A 17,296-nucleotide genomic window follows, 5' to 3' on the forward strand; every position below is an offset into this window, starting at 1 on the left:
AAGGACACAAGCATGACGCAATGCAATGATTTTTCCTGCGCCCTGCCCGCGCAGGATGCGGCGGCCGCCTCGCCGCAGCAGGCCCTGCAGGCGGCGCCCGCAGCGGCGCCTGCGGTCGCCCCCGCCATCGACTTCTTCCATGACGTGGTCTGCGGCTGGTGCTACGTGATGTCGCCACGCCTGCGCCAGGTGGCGCGCGAGCTGGGCCTGCGCGTGCGCCACCGCAGCTTCGTGCTGCAGGCCTCGCGCGCCGAGATGGTGGCGGCCTTCGGCTCCATGGAGCGCGCCAAGCAGGTCATCCTGGAGCACTGGCAGGCCTGCGCGCAGCATGACGACGAGGACCGCATCGACATCGAGGGCATGCGCCGCGAGGCCTTCGAGTACCCCAGCGGCATGGCCGGCGCACTGGCCTGCCAGGCGGCCCAGATCCTGGGCGGCGATGACGCGCACTGGGATCTGTTCGACGCCATCCAGCATGCCCACATGAGCGAGCACCGCAACATCGGCGACGCCGAAGTGCTGCTGGACATCGCCACGCGCACGGGCTTCGAGCGCAACGCCTTCGCAGGCTGCATGGAAGGCGCCCAGGCGCTGGAGCAGGTGCGCCAGGACCGCGCTCTGGCGCAGCGCATGGGCCTGCGCTCCATTCCCACGCTGATCGCGCCGGGCCTGCCGCCGCTGCAGACCCAGTCGCTGGCTGCGCTGCGCGAACGGCTGCACTTCCTGGCGGCCTGAGCGCCCCCGTCTTTGCTTTTTTTCATCGGCGTTTTCCGCCTTCCCTTGCGCGCGGCATGCGCGCCCTTTATCAGCAGACCAAGGACTCTTGCATGACTCTCCAACGCTTCGCTCGCCGCATGGCGCTGCCCTCTCTCGTGATCGCCCTGGCCGCCGCCTTCGCGGGCACCGCAGCCCAGGCCCACGGCGGCCACGAGCCCCCGGCCGGCGCACGCCAGGACGTGGGCACCAGCCCCTGGGGGCCGGCCGATGAGATCGGCCGCCTGAACCTGATCACGCCGGCCTCGCGCGCGGCCATCCTGCAGCGCATCACGGGCGGGCAGGTCTATGACCTGGCCACCGAGTACTACGTGGGCATGCCCAGCTGGCAGGACGCGGGCGATCCGCACTACCAGTTCTGGATGACGCACACGCCGCGCGGCACCGTGGTGGACGACCCGATGAACGTGGGCAAGGACATGAACGCCACGCGCAGCTACACGGGCACGGCGTTTTCCATGTACAGCCATACGGGCACGCACATCGATGCGCTCAACCACTTCGGCATCCGCGGCAGGATCTGGAACGGCTTCAGCGCAGACCAGCACCTGGGCGACCGGGGCTGGCAGCGCACGGGCATCGAGAAATTCCCGCCGCTGGTGGCGCGCGGCGTGCTGATCGACGTGGCGGCCGCCAAGGGCCTGGAGATGCTGCCCGACCAGTACCGCATCACGCGCCAGGACCTCAAGGATGCGCTGGCACGCCAGAAGGTGACGCTGCAGGAGGGCGACATCGTGCTGGTGCGCACGGGCCGCATGAAGCTGTACGGCCAGCCCCAGGCCTACATGGCCAAGCCGCCGGGCCTGGGCCTGGATGCCGCGCGCTTCCTGGTGGAGGAAGGCGGCGCCATGATCGTGGGCGCCGACAACCTGAGCCTGGAGACGTTCCCGTCCGAGGTGGACGACGACTACGTACCGCTGCACAGCTACCTGCTGGCGCAAAAGGGCGTGCCCATCATGGAGCTGGTGGCGCTGGACGATCTGTCGCGCGACAAGGTCTACGAGTTCGCCTTCATCGGCGGCCCGCTCAAGATCCGCGGCGGCGACGCCGCGCCGCTGCGGCCCATCGCCATCCCGGTGCGCTGAGCGGGGCAAGACGAGATTTCTTGAGCTTGACCTCGAAACTCCCGCGCCCCCAAGGCGAGGGACACCGAGCAAGGGCCTACGCCGGCCGCGCCGCCCCGCAGCAAGGGTGTCGCCGGCTGCCCGTACGCCCCCCTCCGAAGAGAGGGGGAAGGCGCGAAGCGACTCAGGGGGTGATCACAGACTCGTGCCCATTTTGCTGAGGAAGCGCTCGCAGGCGTCGAGCTGGGCCAGCTCGACGAACTCGTCGGGCTTGTGCGCCTGCTCGATGGAGCCGGGGCCGCAGACCACGGTGGGAATGCCGGCGTTGTGGAACAGGCCGGCCTCGGTGCCGTAGGCCACCTTGCGCTTTTCCTGGTCGGCGGTCAGCGCGCGCACCAGCTGGGTGATGGCGGCTTCTTCCGAGGCTTCCAGCGCGGGCGCGCTGGCGCCGGTCTCGATCTCGATGCGCGCGTCGGCGAACTCGGCGCGCATGCGCGGCAGCAGTTCGTCGCGCACATAGGACTCGACCTGGGCCTGGATGCCGTCCACCGACATGCCGGGCAGGTTGCGGAATTCATAGGCGAATTCGCACAGCTCGGGGATGGTGTTGACCGCGATGCCGCCCTGGATCTGGTTGGTGGTCATGGTGGTGAAGGGCACGTCGAAGAATTCGTCGTAGGGGCCGTGCGCCTTGAAGTGGTCGGCGATGTCCCGGATGCGACAGATCAGCCGCGCCGCGTATTCGATGGCATTGCTGCCGCGCGGCGTGAGCGACGAATGCGCGGCCTTGCCGTGCACGCGGCAGCGGTAGAGGTTGATGCCCTTGTGCGCCACCACGACCTGCATGCTGGTGGGCTCGCCGACCACGCAGCCGTCGAAGCGCGCGCCCTCGGCCTTGAGCTGGTTGATCATCACGGGCGCGCCCGCGCAGCCGATTTCCTCGTCGTACGAGAAGGCCAGGTGCACGGGCCTGGCGCGCTGCGTGGCCAGGAATTCGGGCACCAGCGCCAGCGAGGCGGCGATGAAGCCCTTCATGTCGCAGCTGCCGCGACCATAGAGGCGCCCGCCCTTTTCGGTGAGCGCAAAGGGGTTGGTGCTCCACTGCTGGCCATCGACCGGCACCACGTCGGTATGGCCGGACAGCACGATGCCACCCTGCGTTTCGCCATTGCTGGCCGGCAAAGTGGCGAAGAGATTGGCCTTGGCGCCGTCCGGAGAGTGGAACAATCGGGCACTCACGCCCAGCGTGGCCAACTCATCGCGTACACACTCGATCAGCGCCAGGTTGGAGTTGCGGCTGGTGGTGTCGAATGCGACCAGTGTTTCCAGCCAGTCGCGGGTGTTTTTCCAGGTAGTCATGTGGTTCCATCTGCGCCATGGCCTGCGCCGCCCTTCGTGGACGACGCAGGCCATGGCATAGGCATTGCATATGGCGAAGCAGTGTACGCCCGGGTTGCGGCCCGGGCAGGCACGCCGCCCCATGCCCCGGGCGTGACTGCCGTCTTTTCAATCCCTTTTCGGAAATGGACCCTGCTTTGACCAAGCAAACCGTCTCGACCCGCAACATCGTGGCTGCCGTCATCGGCAACGCGCTGGAGTGGTATGACTTCCTGGTGTTCGCCTTCATGACACCCATCGTCGCCAAGCTGTTCTTCCCCAGCAATCCCGACAATCCGGACGACAACATCAACCGCATCCTGATGACCACGGCCGTGTTCGGCGTGGGCTTTTTCATGCGGCCCGTGGGCGGCATCCTGCTGGGCCTGTACGGGGACCGCAAGGGCCGCAAGGCGGCCATGGTGATGGTGACCGGCCTGATGGCCGTGGCCATCGCGCTGATCACGCTGGCGCCCACGTATGCGGCGGTGGGCATCCTGGCGCCGCTGTTCATCGTGCTGGCACGGCTGCTGCAGGGCTTTGCGGCCGGCGGCGAGTTCGGCACGTCCACGGCACTGCTGATCGAGCTGGCACCGCCCGGCAAGCGCGGCTTCTATGGTTCCTGGCAGATGGCCGGCCAGATGCTGGCCCTGCTGATCGGCGCGGCCACGGGCACGCTGATCACCGAGATCTTCACCGAGGAGGAACTGATGGCCTGGGCCTGGCGCGTGCCCTTCGCCGTGGGCCTGCTGATCGTTCCCGTGGCGCTGTACATCCGCCGCCATGTGGAGGAGCCCGAGGTCTTCAAGGAAATGCAGGCCGCGCAGGCCAGCGGCAAGGCGCGCCAGATCGGCATCATGGAGATGCTGCGCACGCATGCGCGCGAGACGCTGGTGGGCATGGGCCTGGTGGTCACGGCCACGGTGTCCATCTACATCACCTTCACCTATCTGGTGACCTATGCCACGGTGACGCTGAAGCTGCCCATGCGCGATGCCTTCATGGTGCAGATGGCCGGGGCCGCGCTGATGGTGGTGATCATGCCGTTCTTCGGCGCCCTGTCGGACCGCGTGGGCCGCCGCATGCTGACCATCGGCTCGCTGATCGGCTACCTGGTGGTGCTCTACCCGCTGTATGCCTGGCTGACCGACGGCCCCACGGTGCAGAAGCTGCTCATCACCCAGCTGGTGGTCTGCGTGTTCGTGGCCGTGTTCTTCGGCGTGTTCAGCACGGTGATGGCCGAGCTGTTCCCGCCCCAGGTGCGTTCGGCCGGCATGTCCATGGCCTACAACGTGGCCGTGATGATCTTCGGCGGCTTCGCGCAGTTCATCGTGACCTGGCTGATCCGCTCCACGGGCTCGCCCATGGCGCCGGCCTTCTATGTGATGTTCGGCGTGACGCTGGGCCTGCTGGCGGCCTTCTTCATCAAGGACCGCGCGATGGAGCGCAACCTGCGCTGATCCCCCCGGGCGGCGCGCCCTGCGCCGCCCTCGCGCATGCCCCGGCACGGGGCCTGCGCAGCCTTGCCGCACGCCGCGCGCACCATGCGCGGGCATGCCGGCCCCCGCCCTGCACCACGGCGGGGAGGCCCACCCGCATCTGCCGATTTCATGCAGAAAAGTCAGGGCTGAACTTCTCTGGAGTGCCGCAAATCCGCAGGGAATACCCTCTGCTGGCACGCGTTTCGCTTGTCTACATTCTTGCATGCAAGTTGCAGAGCCACTTGCATACAAGATTCCACAACTTGCGAAAGACGACTATGCGCCGCTTTGCCAGATCACTGTTCGGACAGGTGGTGATCGCACTCATCCTGGGTGTGCTCGCCGGAATATTGGCCCCTGAATGGGCCGTGAAGCTCAAGCCCCTGGGAGATGGCTTCATCAAGCTCATCAAGATGATCATTCCCGTGCTGGTGTTCTGCGTGGTGGTGCACGGCATCGCGGGCGCGGGCGACCTCAAGCGCGTGGGCCGGGTCGGCGTCAAGTCGCTGATCTACTTCGAGGTGCTGACCACCATCGCCCTGGTGCTGGGCCTGGTGCTGGCCTTCGTGTTCCAGCCCGGCGCGGGCATGAACGTGGACCCGAGCAAGCTCGACGCCTCGGCCATGAGCGCCTATGCCAGCAACGCCGACAAGCTGACCAGCGGCGGCACGGTGGACTTCCTGATGAAGCTCATCCCCACCACCGTGGTGCAGGCCTTTGCCACGGGCGACGTGCTGCAGGTGCTGCTGTTCGCCGTGCTGTTCGGCTGCGCACTGACCATGCTGGGCGAGCGCGGCGCGCCCGTGCATGCGCTGATCGACACGCTGTCGAACGTGCTGTTCAAGATCATGGGCATCCTCATCAAGCTGGCGCCGCTGGGCGTGCTGGGCGCCATCGCCTTCACCGTGGGCCAGTACGGCATAGGCTCGCTCAAGCAGCTGGGCATGCTGGTGCTGCTGTTCTACGTGGCCGTGATCTTCTTCGTCTTCGTGGTGCTGGGCCTGGTGATGCGCTTTTCGGGCTTCAGCCTGATCAAGCTGCTGCGCTACCTGCGCGAGGAGCTGATGGTGGTCTTCGCCACCACCTCCTCGGACAGCGTGCTGCCCCAGATCATGGCCAAGCTGCGCAACCTGGGCGTGCGCGACTCCACCGTGGGCCTGGTGATTCCCACGGGCTACTCGTTCAACCTGGACGCCTTCTCCATCTACATCACGCTGGCGGCCGTGTTCATCGCCCAGGCCACGAACACGCCCATCGGCATGGCCGACCTGCTGACCATCCTGGCGATTGCGCTAGTGACCTCCAAGGGCGCCCACGGCGTGCCGGGCTCGGCCATCGTGGTGCTGGCGGCCACGCTGCATGCGATTCCGGCCATCCCCGCCATCGGCCTGGTGCTGGTGCTGTCGGTGGACTGGTTCATGGGCATTGCCCGCGCGCTGGGCAACCTGATCGGCAACTGCGTGGCCACGGTGGCCATCGCGGCCTGGGAAGGTGACATCGACCGCGAGCGCGCCCATGCCGTGCTCAACGGCCTGGCCGACAATCAGGGGCCCGACGCCGAGCCCTCCGGCGCCGCCGCCGTCCCCGCAACCGTGACTCCTGCCCACCCTGCAACGCAATGACACCTGTAAGCCCCCAGCACATCGCCGAGCGCGTCGTCGAAGCCATCCTGGCCCAGAAACTGGCGCCCGGCGAACGGCTGGGGGAGCAGGAACTGGCCGACAACTTCGAGGTCAGCCGCACCATGGTGCGCGAGGCGCTGATGCAGCTGCAGGCGCGCGGCTTCGTGCAGGTGCAGCCCCGGCGCGGCTGGTACGTGGTCCAGCCCTCGGCCGAGGAGGCGCAGGACGCCTTCGCGGCGCGCCGCATCATCGAGACCGGCATCCTGGGCGAGGCCGGGCGCCCCCTGCAAAGCGTGATCGGCCAGCTGCGCCGCCACATCGCCCAGGAGCAGGAAGCCATTGCCGGCGCCGACGCGGCCACGCGCGCCTTCCTGCTGGCCGACTTCCACGTCTGCCTGGCCGAGCAGATGGGCCACCGGCTGCTGGCGCTCACCCTGCGCGACCTCACGGCGCGCACCACGCTGGCGGCCACATTGTTCCAGTCCACCCACAGCGCCAGCCAGTCCTGCGCCGAGCACGAGCGCATCGTCGAGGCCCTGGAGCGCGGCGACACCGAGGGCGCCAAGGCCCTGCTGCTGGAGCACATCGGCACGGTGGAGCGTTCGCTGGAGATCCGCCCGAGCGAGGCGCCCGACGCCGGCGACCGCCTGCGTGCCACGCTGGCGCCCCTGTTCGGGGATAACCCTGTGTCGGTGGGTCGGCAAATTTCCACCGACCGTCGCTAAAACGCCAATCCGGGCCCTACGGGGCGCACTGTCATGGTGCCGACACGGCTGACTGCATACGCTGCTGAGCTGGCGCATTGCGCGCCGTTCATCAACCCACCACTGCTTCGGATATGACCCAACGTCCTATGTCCTTTTCCCGCACTCCCCTGCTCGCGTCCCTGTGCGCGGCTGCAGTCCTCACGGCCTGCGGCGGCGACGGCGGCTCGTTCTACCTCACGCTCGACGGAAAGCAGCCCCAGGTGATCGCCCACCGCGGCTTCTCGGGCAAGTTCCCGGAGCAGACGCGCATGGCCTACGAGGCCGCCGCCGACGCGGGCGCGGACATGCTCGAACTCGACATGCACCTGACGAAGGACTGCCAGCTGGTCGCCCGCCACAACGCCTGGCTCAGCGACAGCACCAACGTGGCCGACGTGGCCAAGACCAATGCCGAAGTGGCGCGCCGCCAGCGCACTGCGGCCGGCGTGCTGGTCAACGTGAAGTACCCCGCCGTGCCTGCCAACGGCCCCTCGCAATACCTGAGCGACCAGCTCGATGCCAACGATCCCAAGTCCGTGCTCAAGGCCCTGGTGGTCGATGGCGAGGACCACCGCAACGACTGGTCCATCAGCGACTTCACGATGCAGGAGCTGCGCACCTGGCTGGGCGGCACGATCCTGGACAACCGCAGCGAGCGCCCCACCGAGTGGAACGGCAAGCTGCCCCTGATCAGCGCCCAGGACGTGCTGGACATCGCCGCCGCCAAGGGCAAGGCCCTGGGCCGCACCATCCCCGTCTACGCCGAGACCAAGAACCCGTACTGGAACAACCAGCAGGCGATCGCCAACGGCTGCGGCGCGCCCGGCTCGCGCCCGTTTGAAGACGCGGTGATCAAGCTGCTGGACCAGAACAAGCTCAACGCCAAGGATTCGCCCATCTACATCCAGAGCTTCGACCCGGCCAGCCTCAAGTACCTGCGCCAGGCCGGCATGAAGGCCAAGGGCGTGCAGCTGATCGACGGCAACGACTTCAATCTGCGCGACGGCTCCATGGTCTACATCACCAACGATGAGTGGACCTTCATCAGCGGCCGCCCCTACAGCTGGACCCTGGCCGGCGACGCGCGCACCTTCGCCACCATGCTCACGCCCGCAGGCCTGGCCGAGATCAAGACCTATGCCGACGGCATCGGCCCCTGGAAGCCCCAGGTCCTGGCCCACTCCGTCGTGCCCTACAAGGACGGCGCCGGCCTCAAGGACGTGAACACCGTCAAGGACACGGGCCTGATCCGCGACGCCCACAAGGCCGGCCTGATCGTGCACAGCTTCACCTTCCGCAACGAGCCGGGCCGCCTGGCAGGCCTGTACAAGGGCGACCCCGTGCAGGAATACCTGGCCTACTACCGCCTGGGCATCGACGGCGTGTTCACCGACTTCACGGACACGGCCGTTGCGGCGCGCAAGGCGTACAACAAGGAAATCGGGCTCTGATCGAGCGCTGAATGCCGCTGCGGCGGCGTCCATAAAAAAGCCAGGGCATGCCCTGGCTTTTTTCTTGCAACGCGCGGCACCAGTCCGCGCGGACAAACGTTCTCACCCCAGATTCGGCGCCAGCAACCGGCGCAGTTCCTCGATGTCCATGCCCCGGCGCGCGGCCATGTCGGCGAGCTGGTCCTCGCCGATCTCGCCGACGTTGAAGTAGACGGAGTCGGGGTGGCCGATGTAGAAGCCGCTGACGCTGGAGGCCGGGTTCATGGCCAGGCTTTCGGTCAGGCTCATGCCGATCTCGTCGGCCTTGAGCACGGCGAACAGGTCGGTCTTGGCGCTGTGGTCGGGGCAGGCCGGGTAGCCAGGCGCGGGGCGCACGCCCTTGTACTGTTCCTTGATCAGCGCTTCGTTGCTGAGGTCCTCGTCGGGCGCATAGCCCCACAGGTCCTTGCGCACGCGCTGGTGCAGGCATTCGGCGAAGGCCTCGGCCAGGCGGTCGGCCAGGGCCTTGAACATGATGCCGGAGTAGTCGTCCAGCGCGTCTTCGAACTCCTTGTCCTTCTTCTCGGCGCCGATGCCGGCCGTGACGGCGAACAGGCCCGCGTAGTCCTGGATGCCCGATTCCTTGGTGGCCACGAAGTCGGACAGGCAGCGGCTGGGGCGCATCACGGGCTGGCCATCCGGGCCTTCCACCATCTGCTTTTCGGTTTGCTGGCGCATGCCGTACCAGGTCATCAGCACCTGGCTGCGGGACTCGTCGGCGTAGAACTCGATGTCATCGCCCACGCGGTTGGCAGGGAACAGGCCGATGGCGCCGTTGGCCTGCAGCCAGCGGCCTTCGATGATTTTCTTGAGCATGGCCTGGCCGTCGGCCAGCACCTGGCGGGCCTGCACGCCCACGATCTCGTCGTCGAGGATGGCCGGATAGGGGCCGGCCAGGTCCCAGGTCTGGAAGAACGGGCCCCAGTCGATGTATTCGGCGATCTCGGCCAGGTCGAAGTTGCGGAACACGCGCCGGCCCAGGGCGCGCGGCGCCACGGGGGCCTGGGAAAAGTCCACGGGCGTGGCGTTGGCGCGGGCCTTGTCCAGCGGCCACAGCGGCGTCTTCTTCTTGTTGGCGTGCTGGGTGCGGACCTTGTCGTAGTCGGCCTGGATCTCGGCCAGGTAGTTGCCCTTGTTCTCGCCCAGCAGGCTCTGGGCCACGCTGACGCTGCGCGAGGCATCGGGCACGTAGACCACGGGGCCTTCGTACTTGGGCGCGATCTTGACGGCGGTGTGCACGCGCGAGCAGGTGGCGCCGCCAATCAGCAGCGGAATCTTCTTGATGCGGAAGTAGTCGTCCTTGTGCATCTCGCCGGCGACGTATTGCATCTCTTCGAGGCTGGGCGTGATCAGGCCCGACAGGCCGATGATGTCCGCGCCCTCGGCCTTGGCCTTGGCCAGGATCTCGTGGCAGGGCACCATCACGCCCATGTTGATGACCTCGAAGTTGTTGCACTGCAGGACCACGGTGACGATGTTCTTGCCGATGTCGTGCACGTCGCCCTTGACGGTGGCGATGACGATCTTGCCCTTGCTGGACACGTCCAGGCCCGCCGCTTCCTGCTGGCGCTTTTCCTCTTCGATGTAGGGCACGAGGTGGGCCACGGCCTGCTTCATCACGCGCGCCGACTTGACCACCTGGGGCAGGAACATCTTGCCGGCGCCGAACAGGTCGCCCACGATGTTCATGCCGTCCATGAGCGGGCCTTCGATCACGTGCAGCGGGCGGCCGCCGCCCTGCACCACGATCTGCTGGTAGGCCTCTTCGGTGTCGACGACGATGAAGTCGGTGATGCCGTGCACCAGGGCGTGCGACAGGCGCTCGCCCACGGTCTTCGGGTTCTCGGGCGTGCCGCGCCATTCGAGCTTCTTGCTGTCGTCCTTGGCGGCGCCCTTGGCGGCGTCGGCAATCTCCAGCAGGCGTTCCGCAGCGTCAGGGCGGCGGTTGAGCACCACGTCTTCCACGCGCTCGCGCAGTTCGGGCTCCAGGTCGTCATAGACGCCGACCATGCCGGCGTTGACGATGCCCATGTCCATGCCCGCCGAGATGGCGTGGTAGAGGAACACGGTGTGGATGGCCTCGCGCACGGGGTCGTTGCCGCGGAAGCTGAAGCTCACGTTGGAGACGCCGCCCGAGACCTTGGCGCCGGGCAGGTTCTGCTTGATCCAGCGCACGGCCTCGATGAAGTCCACGGCGTAGTTGTCGTGTTCCTCGATGCCGGTGGCCACGGCGAAGATGTTGGGGTCGAAGACGATGTCCTCGGGCGGGAAGCCCACCTCGTCCACCAGGATGCGGTAGGCGCGCTCGCAGATCTCGATCTTGCGCTGGTAGGTGTCGGCCTGGCCCTTCTCGTCGAAGGCCATGACCACGGCGGCCGCGCCGTAGCGCTTGATCAGCCGGGCCTGGCGCTTGAATTCATCCAGGCCTTCCTTCATGGAGATGGAGTTGACGATGCCCTTGCCCTGCAGGCAGCGCAGGCCGGCCTCGATGACCTCCCACTTGGAGCTGTCCACCATGACCGGCACCTTGGCGATGTCGGGCTCGGAGGCGATGAGGTTCAGGAAGCGCACCATGGCGGCCTTGCTGTCGAGCATGGCCTCGTCCATGTTCACGTCGATGACCTGGGCGCCGTTTTCCACCTGCTGGCGCGCCACGGACAGCGCTTCCTCGTACTGCTCGTTGAGGATCATGCGCGCAAAGGCCTTGGAACCCGTGACGTTGGTGCGCTCGCCCACGTTGACGAACAGCGTGCCCTCGCCGATGGTCACCGGCTCCAGTCCGGACAGCTTCATGGGAGGGGGAGTGAAAGAGGACGACATCAAGCTCACCTGCAAAAACGGCATGGCAACAGGTGAGCGTCGTTGGCACCGTGGGCGCGGTCCGGCCGGGAACCTGCACCTGGCCCAAGCCTGACGCGGCACGCGATCCGGTGTACGGATGGGCGGGTGCCGCGCTGCAACGCTCCTCGGGCCAAAGCCCGGGATTCTACGGCGGCTGGCGGCGGCCTGCAGTGCGGGTTTTACGCCCGCATTCGGGGCAGGCCTGCACAAAGCCATGCGGCACTGCACCAAAGCGCGGCAGCGCGGGCCGCTGGCGGCGCCTTCGGGACGGATTGTCTATGCCCCATCGCCCCGGATTCTTTGCAATGCCTGAGGACAACGCTCCTTTTTTTGCATCTGGCACGCAATTCGCTATCTGCTGGGTACGTGGTCTGACCAGTCAGGCCAAAACCCTCCACCCGCGCCAGCCCATGCAAAGCATTCCGATCTCGATGGCCCAGACGCTGCAGCAGCACATCCTGAGCGGCCACTACCCCGGCGGCAGCCAGCTGCCGCCGCAGCGCGAGCTGGCCCGGCAGCTGGGCATCAGCCGCGCTTCGCTGCGCGAGGCGCTGTCCATGCTGGAGGCCCTGGGCCTGGTCGAGATCCAGCCGGGCAAGGGCGTGCGCATCAACGGCCCGCACAGCGGCCGTGCACGCATGCACCGCGCCTATGCCACCCCGGCGCTGGGCACGCTGTCGCCGCGCCAGCTGATCGAGCTGCGCCTGGTGCTGGAGCCCGGCTGGGCCGCGCTGGCGGCCGTGCGCGCCGACGACAGCGGCCTGCGCCAGCTGCAATGGACCCAGTCCCAGCTGGCCCACGCCCTGGACCGCAGCGACCTGCTGGCCGCCGCCGACGCCGATCTGCAGTTCCACCTGCTGCTGGCCCAGCTGTCGGGCAACCCGGGCCTGGTGGCCATGGCGCGCCAGCTGGAGCTGGCCATCAGCCACAGCCTGCGCCTGCCCTTTGCCTGGAGCGGCGCCGACGACCAGCCGGTGCGCGAGCACGACGCCATCGTGCAGGCCGTCTGCGCAGGCGATGCGCCGGGCGCGGCGGGCGCCATGCGCGCCCACCTGCTGTCGGCTGCCAGGCGCAGCGGCATCGATCTCGACACACCGGACGACGCGGCGGCGCCCGACGCGACGGCGCCCGACGCAACGGCGCCCGACGCAACGGCGCCCGATACATCTGCGCCCGACCCTGACCCGCTTTCCTTTCGCCTCATCCCACCTTCCGAAGGAGCTTTCGCATGACTTCCCCCCTGACACCCCGCCGCGCATTCATCCGCACCGCCCTGGCGGCCGCCACCCTGGCCGCTGCCGGCCTGGGCGGCGCCGCTCATGCCGATATGCTGGCCAACATCCAGAAGGCCGGCGTGCTGCGCGTGGCGATTCCGCAGGACTTCCCGCCCTTCGGCTCGCTGGGCACCGACCTGAAGCTGCAGGGCTATGACATCGACATGGCGGCCCTGGTGGCCCAGGAGCTGGGCGTGAAGGTGGAGCTGGTGCCCGTGACCAGCACCAACCGCATCCCCTTCCTGACCACGGGCAAGGCCGACATCGTCATCTCCAGCCTGGGCAAGAACGCCGAGCGCGCCAAGGTGATCGACTTCACCCAGGCCTATGCGCCCTTCCCCAAGAGCGTCTATGGCCCCAAGGACATGAGCATCAAGGCCCCTGCCGACCTGGCCGGCAAGACCGTGGGCGTGACGCGCGGCTCCACCGAGGACCTGGCCCTCACGCAGGTGGCGCCGGCCTCGGCCACCATCAAGCGCTACGAGGACAACAACGCCACCGCGCAAAGCTACCTGACGGGCCAGGTGCAGCTGGTGACGCTGGGCAACATCGTGGCCAACGCCGTCAACGAGCGCACCAGGCTGCGCCAGCTGGACGTGAAGTTCGCGGTCGAGGACACGCCCTGCTACATCGGCGTGGCCAAGGGCGAGCCGGCGCTGCTGCAGAAGGTGGACGCCATCATCACCAAGCTCAAGGCCGACGGCCGCCTGACCGGCCTGTCCCAGCGCTGGATGAAGATGCCGCTGCCCGCCACCCTGTAACCGCTGCGCCCCTGCTCCCGGAAATCCTTCCATGGCCTATCAATTCGACTTCGGCGCCGTGTTCGACTACAGCGGCCTGCTGGCACAGGGCGCGGGCTTCACGCTGGCGCTGACGGCGGCGGGCGCCGTGCTGGGCGGCGCCATCGGCGTGGCCGGCGGCGTCAGCCGCGCCTGGCGCATTGCGCCGCTGCACTGGCTGTTCAAGGTGTACGTGGAGGGCATACGCAACACGCCCTTCCTGGTGCAGCTGATGTTCGTGTTCTTCGGCCTGCCTTCGCTGGGCGTGCAGATCAACGAATGGCAGGCCTGCCTGCTGACCACGGTGATCAACCTGGGCGCCTACATCACCGAGATCGTGCGCGCCGGCATCCAGGAGACGCCGCGCGGCCAGCTGGAAGCCGCTGGCGCGCTGGGCATGGGCCGCTGGGCGGTCTTCCGCCATGTGGTGCTGCGCCCTGCGCTGCAGCGGGTCTGGCCCTCGCTGAGCAGCCAGATCGTGATCGTGATGCTGGGCACCTCGGTGGTCTCGCAGATCGCGGCCCAGGACCTGACGTTTGCGGCCAACTTCATCCAGTCGCGCAACTTCCGCGCGTTCGAGACCTACCTGGTGGTGACGGCGGCGTACTTCGTGCTGGCCCTGGCACTGCGCCAGTTGCTGGCCTGGATAGGCCAGCGCTTCGTGGTGGGCCGCCGCACGCCGCGTGCAGCCAGGCCCGCTGCACCCGCTGCACCTGCAACCACTGCCGGAGACGCCGCATGATTGCCGACATTCCCCTGCTGCCCATCCTGGCCAAGCTGGCCGAGGGCCTGCTGGCCACGCTGGCGCTGTCGCTGCTGGCCTTCGTGCTGGGCGGCGCCACCGGATTGCTGGTGCTGTTCGCCCGCGTGGGCCGCAGCCTGAACCTGCGCCGCCTGGCCAAGGCCTATATCCAGGCCTTCCAGAACACGCCGCTGCTGATGCAGATGTTCATCGTGTTCTTCGGCTCGTCCATGGCCGGCCTGGACATCTCGCCCTGGACGGCGGCCGCCATCGGCCTGACGCTGTACACCAGCGCCTACCTGGCCGAGGTCTGGCGCGGCTGCGTGGAGTCCATTCCCCGCGGCCAGTGGGAAGCCTCGTCCAGCCTGGCCATGGGCTACCTGCAGCAGATGCGCCATGTGGTGCTGCCGCAGGCGCTGCGCCTGTCGATAGCGCCCACGGTCGGCTTCTCGGTGCAGATCATCAAGGGCACGGCCGTGGCCTCGATCATCGGCTTCAGCGAGCTGACCAAGCTCGGCTCCATGCTGGCCAACGCCACCTTCCAGCCCTTCCTCATCTACGGCCTGGTCGCCGCAGGCTACTTCCTGCTGTGCTGGCCCCTGTCCCTCTACGCATCCCATCTGGAGAAGAAACTCTATGCCGCTCGTTGATGTGCGCGCCGTTCACAAGCATTACGGCAACAACCATGTGCTCAAGGGCGTGGACCTGAGCGTGGACAGCGGCCAGGTGGTCGCCATCATCGGCCGCAGCGGCTCGGGCAAGAGCACGCTGCTGCGCTCCATCAACGGGCTGGAGGCCATCCAGTCCGGCCAGATCGTGGTGGACGACGCCGTGCTCAAGGGCTCGGAGGGCAGCGCGCCCTCGCCCGCCCAGCTGCGCGCGCTGCGCCTGAACGTGGGCATGGTGTTCCAGCAGTTCAACCTGTTCCCCCACCTGACGGCGGGCGAGAACGTGGCCCTGTCGCCCACCGTGGTCAAGGGCGTGAAAAAGCCCGAGGCGGCGGCGCTGGCGCGCCAGATGCTGGCCAAGGTCGGCCTGGGCGACAAGTACGACAGCTACCCCGACCAGCTCAGCGGCGGCCAGCAGCAGCGCGTGGCCATCGCACGCGCGCTGGCCATGCAGCCCAAGGTGCTGCTGTGCGACGAGATCACCTCGGCCCTGGACCCGGAGCTGGTCAACGAGGTGCTGGCCGTGGTCAAGCAGCTCGCCGCCGAGGGCATGACGCTGATCATGGTCACGCACGAGATGCGCTTTGCCCGCGACGTGGGCGACCAGCTGGTGTTCATGCACCAGGGCCTGATCCACGAAAGCGGCCCGGCCAAGCAGCTGTTCGCCAGCCCGCAGACGCCGGAGCTGGCCGGCTTCATCGGCGCCGTGCACTGAGCGGTACGGCCAGGCAGGACAAAGGCCCGCGTCGCGGGCCTTTTTTGCATCGGTGCGGCGCAGGGGCCGCGGTCAGTGGCTGATCATCCAGGGCCGCTTGGTCGGGAAGGTCTTGGCGCCGTTGGGCGCCGTGACCGTGGAGCCGCGCTTGCTGGCGCCGCTGCAGCAGCCGCAGCCCGAAGGGTGGCGCATGCGCGCGTAGCTGCCCTCGGCCACATCGCGTGAGCGCCTGGGCTCGTGCCGTGCGCGCTCGTTGGTGTCGTGGGCGCGGCGCTGCTCGGGGCTGGTGCAGGCCAGGCGCGGCGCGCTGACGAAGACGCGGGGCGAGGCCGCCTCGCAGATGGGGCAGGGCGCGGGCTCGTTGCGCTGCGAGAGGCTGCGCAGCGCGTCGAAGCCGCCGCATGCGGCGCAGTGGTAGTCATAGGTGGGCATGGGCGGCCTCTGGCGGATGGTGGATGGCGGGTGTCGTATGCCGGGCTTACTTGTCCTGGGCGATGGGCAGGTCCACCCCGCCCGTGATGATCTTCTGTGGTCCCTCGGCCGTGGGATTGATGTCGAAGTCGAAGATCTCCGTGGGCAGCCACAGCGTGGCGCAGGCATTGGGCACGTCCACCACGCCGCTGATGTGGCCCTGCACGGGCGCCGTGCCCAGCAGCGAGTAGGCCTGGGCACCGCTGTAGCCGAATTTCTTCAGGTACTCGATGGCGTTCAGGCAGGCCTGGCGGTAGGCCACGGTCACGTCCAGGTAGTGCTGCTTGCCCTTTTCGTCCACCGAGATGCCTTCGAAGATCAGGTAGTCCTTGTAGTTGGGCGTCATGGGGCTGGGCTTGAAGATGGGGTTCTTGATGCCGTACTTGGCCATGCCGCCCTTGATCAGCGAGACCTTCATGTGCACCCAGCCGGCCATCTCGATGGCGCCGCAGAAGGTGATTTCGCCATCGCCCTGGCTGAAGTGCAGGTCGCCCACGCTCAGGCCCGCGCCGTCCACGTAGACGGGGAAGAACACGCGCGAGCCGCGCGAGAGGTCCTTGATGTCGCAGTTGCCGCCATGCTCGCGCGGCGGCACGGTGCGTGCGCCTTCGGCGGCGGCCTTGTCGCGCGCCTCGCCCTGCATCTGGCCCATGTGGGCGGTGGTGGCGTTGGGCGGGTTGGCCAGGCCGGGGATGCGGTCGGGGTCGGTGGCGATGAGGCCGGTCTCGCGCTCATTCCAGCTGGCCAGCATCTTGGGGTCGGGCAGGCAGCCGATCAGGCCCGGGTGGATGAGGCCTGCGAAGTTGACACCGGGGATGTGGCGGCTCTTGGTGAACATGCCGTGGAAGTCCCAGATGGACTTCTGGGCCAGCGGGAAATGCTCGTCCAGGAAGCCGCCGCCATTTTGCTTGGAGAAAAAGCCGTTGAAGCCCCAGAGGCTGTCGTCGCGCGCGCCGATGTCCAGCAGGTCCACCACCAGCAGGTCGCCGGGCTCGGCGCCCTTGACGCCCACGGGGCCGGACAGGAAGTGGACGGTGGACAGGTCCACGTCACGCACGTCTTCGGCGCTGTCGTCGTTCTTGATGGCGCCGCCGGTCCAGTCATAGGTCTCCAGCTTGAACTCCGCGCCCGGCTCCACCCAGACCGCCATGGGGATGTCGGGATGCCAGCGGTTGTGCACCTGCGGGTTGTCGTAGGGGGACTGGTTGAGATCGACCTTGATCAGGGTTTCGGCCATGGTGTGCTCCTTGCG

Annotated in this window: 15 protein-coding genes and 1 riboswitch; of the genes, 11 read left to right on the forward strand and 4 right to left on the reverse strand. The window is 67.7% G+C overall.

What is annotated here, in order from left to right; translation table 11 throughout:
• Positions 1–12 precede the first annotated feature (12 nt).
• Positions 13–735: a DsbA family protein gene (locus tag ACF8O7_RS18295; protein ID WP_016448694.1), complete on the forward strand. Its 723-nt coding sequence runs from the start codon at positions 13–15 to the stop codon at positions 733–735.
• Positions 736–827: 92 nt separating this feature from the next.
• Positions 828–1,859, forward strand: a complete 1,032-nt coding sequence (locus ACF8O7_RS18300) for a cyclase family protein (RefSeq protein ID WP_016448695.1) — start codon at positions 828–830, stop codon at positions 1,857–1,859.
• A 174-nt stretch (positions 1,860–2,033) separates the two neighbouring features.
• Here ACF8O7_RS18300 and argE read toward each other — a convergent pair whose 3' ends face one another.
• Entirely contained in the window at positions 2,034–3,197 is a 1,164-nt protein-coding gene (argE, locus tag ACF8O7_RS18305; protein ID WP_046984422.1) for an acetylornithine deacetylase, read from the reverse strand.
• A gap of 164 nt (positions 3,198–3,361) precedes the next feature.
• Here argE and ACF8O7_RS18310 point away from each other — a divergent pair, with 164 nt between their 5' ends.
• The 4 genes from ACF8O7_RS18310 (at position 3,362) to ACF8O7_RS18325 (ending at position 8,515) form a co-directional block, all read left to right on the forward strand.
• The gene (locus tag ACF8O7_RS18310; RefSeq protein ID WP_016448697.1) at positions 3,362–4,675 is read left to right on the forward strand and encodes an MFS transporter; all 1,314 of its coding nucleotides are present in this window, start codon (positions 3,362–3,364) and stop codon (positions 4,673–4,675) included.
• 299 nt (positions 4,676–4,974) lie between these two features.
• The gene (locus ACF8O7_RS18315) at positions 4,975–6,318 is read left to right on the forward strand and encodes a C4-dicarboxylate transporter DctA (protein WP_016448698.1); all 1,344 of its coding nucleotides are present in this window, start codon (positions 4,975–4,977) and stop codon (positions 6,316–6,318) included.
• Positions 6,315–7,043 (forward strand): GntR family transcriptional regulator, encoded by a 729-nt coding sequence (locus ACF8O7_RS18320; RefSeq protein ID WP_126311608.1) that lies wholly within the window; start codon positions 6,315–6,317, stop codon positions 7,041–7,043. Before ACF8O7_RS18315 ends, ACF8O7_RS18320 begins: the two co-directional genes overlap by 4 nt.
• 128 nt (positions 7,044–7,171) lie before the next feature.
• The gene (locus ACF8O7_RS18325) at positions 7,172–8,515 is read left to right on the forward strand and encodes a glycerophosphodiester phosphodiesterase family protein (protein WP_017406328.1); all 1,344 of its coding nucleotides are present in this window, start codon (positions 7,172–7,174) and stop codon (positions 8,513–8,515) included.
• A gap of 102 nt (positions 8,516–8,617) precedes the next feature.
• Here the strand turns inward: ACF8O7_RS18325 and metH are convergent, their stop codons facing one another.
• Entirely contained in the window at positions 8,618–11,374 is a 2,757-nt protein-coding gene (gene metH, locus ACF8O7_RS18330) for a methionine synthase (protein WP_227472513.1), read from the reverse strand.
• A gap of 27 nt (positions 11,375–11,401) precedes the next feature.
• Positions 11,402–11,528, reverse strand: a riboswitch (S-adenosyl-L-homocysteine riboswitch).
• Between the two features lie 277 nt (positions 11,529–11,805).
• On the opposite strand from metH, the gene ACF8O7_RS18335 reads away from it, so the two are divergent.
• The 5 genes from ACF8O7_RS18335 to ACF8O7_RS18355 are packed head-to-tail and all read left to right on the forward strand — an operon-like array spanning position 11,806 to position 15,573.
• Complete coding sequence (locus tag ACF8O7_RS18335; RefSeq protein ID WP_126311607.1) at positions 11,806–12,627, forward strand: FadR/GntR family transcriptional regulator; 822 nt, start codon at positions 11,806–11,808, stop codon at positions 12,625–12,627.
• A complete protein-coding gene (locus ACF8O7_RS18340; RefSeq protein ID WP_088166526.1) occupies positions 12,624–13,430 on the forward strand; it encodes a transporter substrate-binding domain-containing protein in 807 nt (268 codons plus the stop codon). Before ACF8O7_RS18335 ends, ACF8O7_RS18340 begins: the two co-directional genes overlap by 4 nt.
• Before the next feature lie 31 nt (positions 13,431–13,461).
• The gene (locus tag ACF8O7_RS18345; RefSeq protein ID WP_016448704.1) at positions 13,462–14,190 is read left to right on the forward strand and encodes an amino acid ABC transporter permease; all 729 of its coding nucleotides are present in this window, start codon (positions 13,462–13,464) and stop codon (positions 14,188–14,190) included.
• Complete coding sequence (locus tag ACF8O7_RS18350) at positions 14,187–14,840, forward strand: amino acid ABC transporter permease (protein WP_017406331.1); 654 nt, start codon at positions 14,187–14,189, stop codon at positions 14,838–14,840. The genes ACF8O7_RS18345 and ACF8O7_RS18350 overlap by 4 nt, the downstream gene beginning before the upstream one ends.
• Complete coding sequence (locus ACF8O7_RS18355; RefSeq protein WP_016448706.1) at positions 14,827–15,573, forward strand: amino acid ABC transporter ATP-binding protein; 747 nt, start codon at positions 14,827–14,829, stop codon at positions 15,571–15,573. The genes ACF8O7_RS18350 and ACF8O7_RS18355 overlap by 14 nt, the downstream gene beginning before the upstream one ends.
• Before the next feature lie 72 nt (positions 15,574–15,645).
• Here the strand turns inward: ACF8O7_RS18355 and ACF8O7_RS18360 are convergent, their stop codons facing one another.
• Both ACF8O7_RS18360 and fmdA read right to left on the reverse strand, forming a co-directional pair.
• Entirely contained in the window at positions 15,646–16,005 is a 360-nt protein-coding gene (locus tag ACF8O7_RS18360) for a zinc ribbon domain-containing protein (RefSeq protein ID WP_016452169.1), read from the reverse strand.
• Positions 16,006–16,051: 46 nt separating this feature from the next.
• Positions 16,052–17,281 carry a formamidase gene (fmdA, locus tag ACF8O7_RS18365; protein ID WP_012202164.1) on the reverse strand — a complete coding sequence of 410 codons (1,230 nt, stop codon included), beginning with the start codon at positions 17,279–17,281 and terminating at the stop codon, positions 16,052–16,054.
• Positions 17,282–17,296 lie beyond the last annotated feature (15 nt).

This window comes from Delftia sp. WSY_16, from assembly GCF_043104415.1.
Classification (GTDB): domain Bacteria; phylum Pseudomonadota; class Gammaproteobacteria; order Burkholderiales; family Burkholderiaceae_C; genus Comamonas; species Comamonas tsuruhatensis.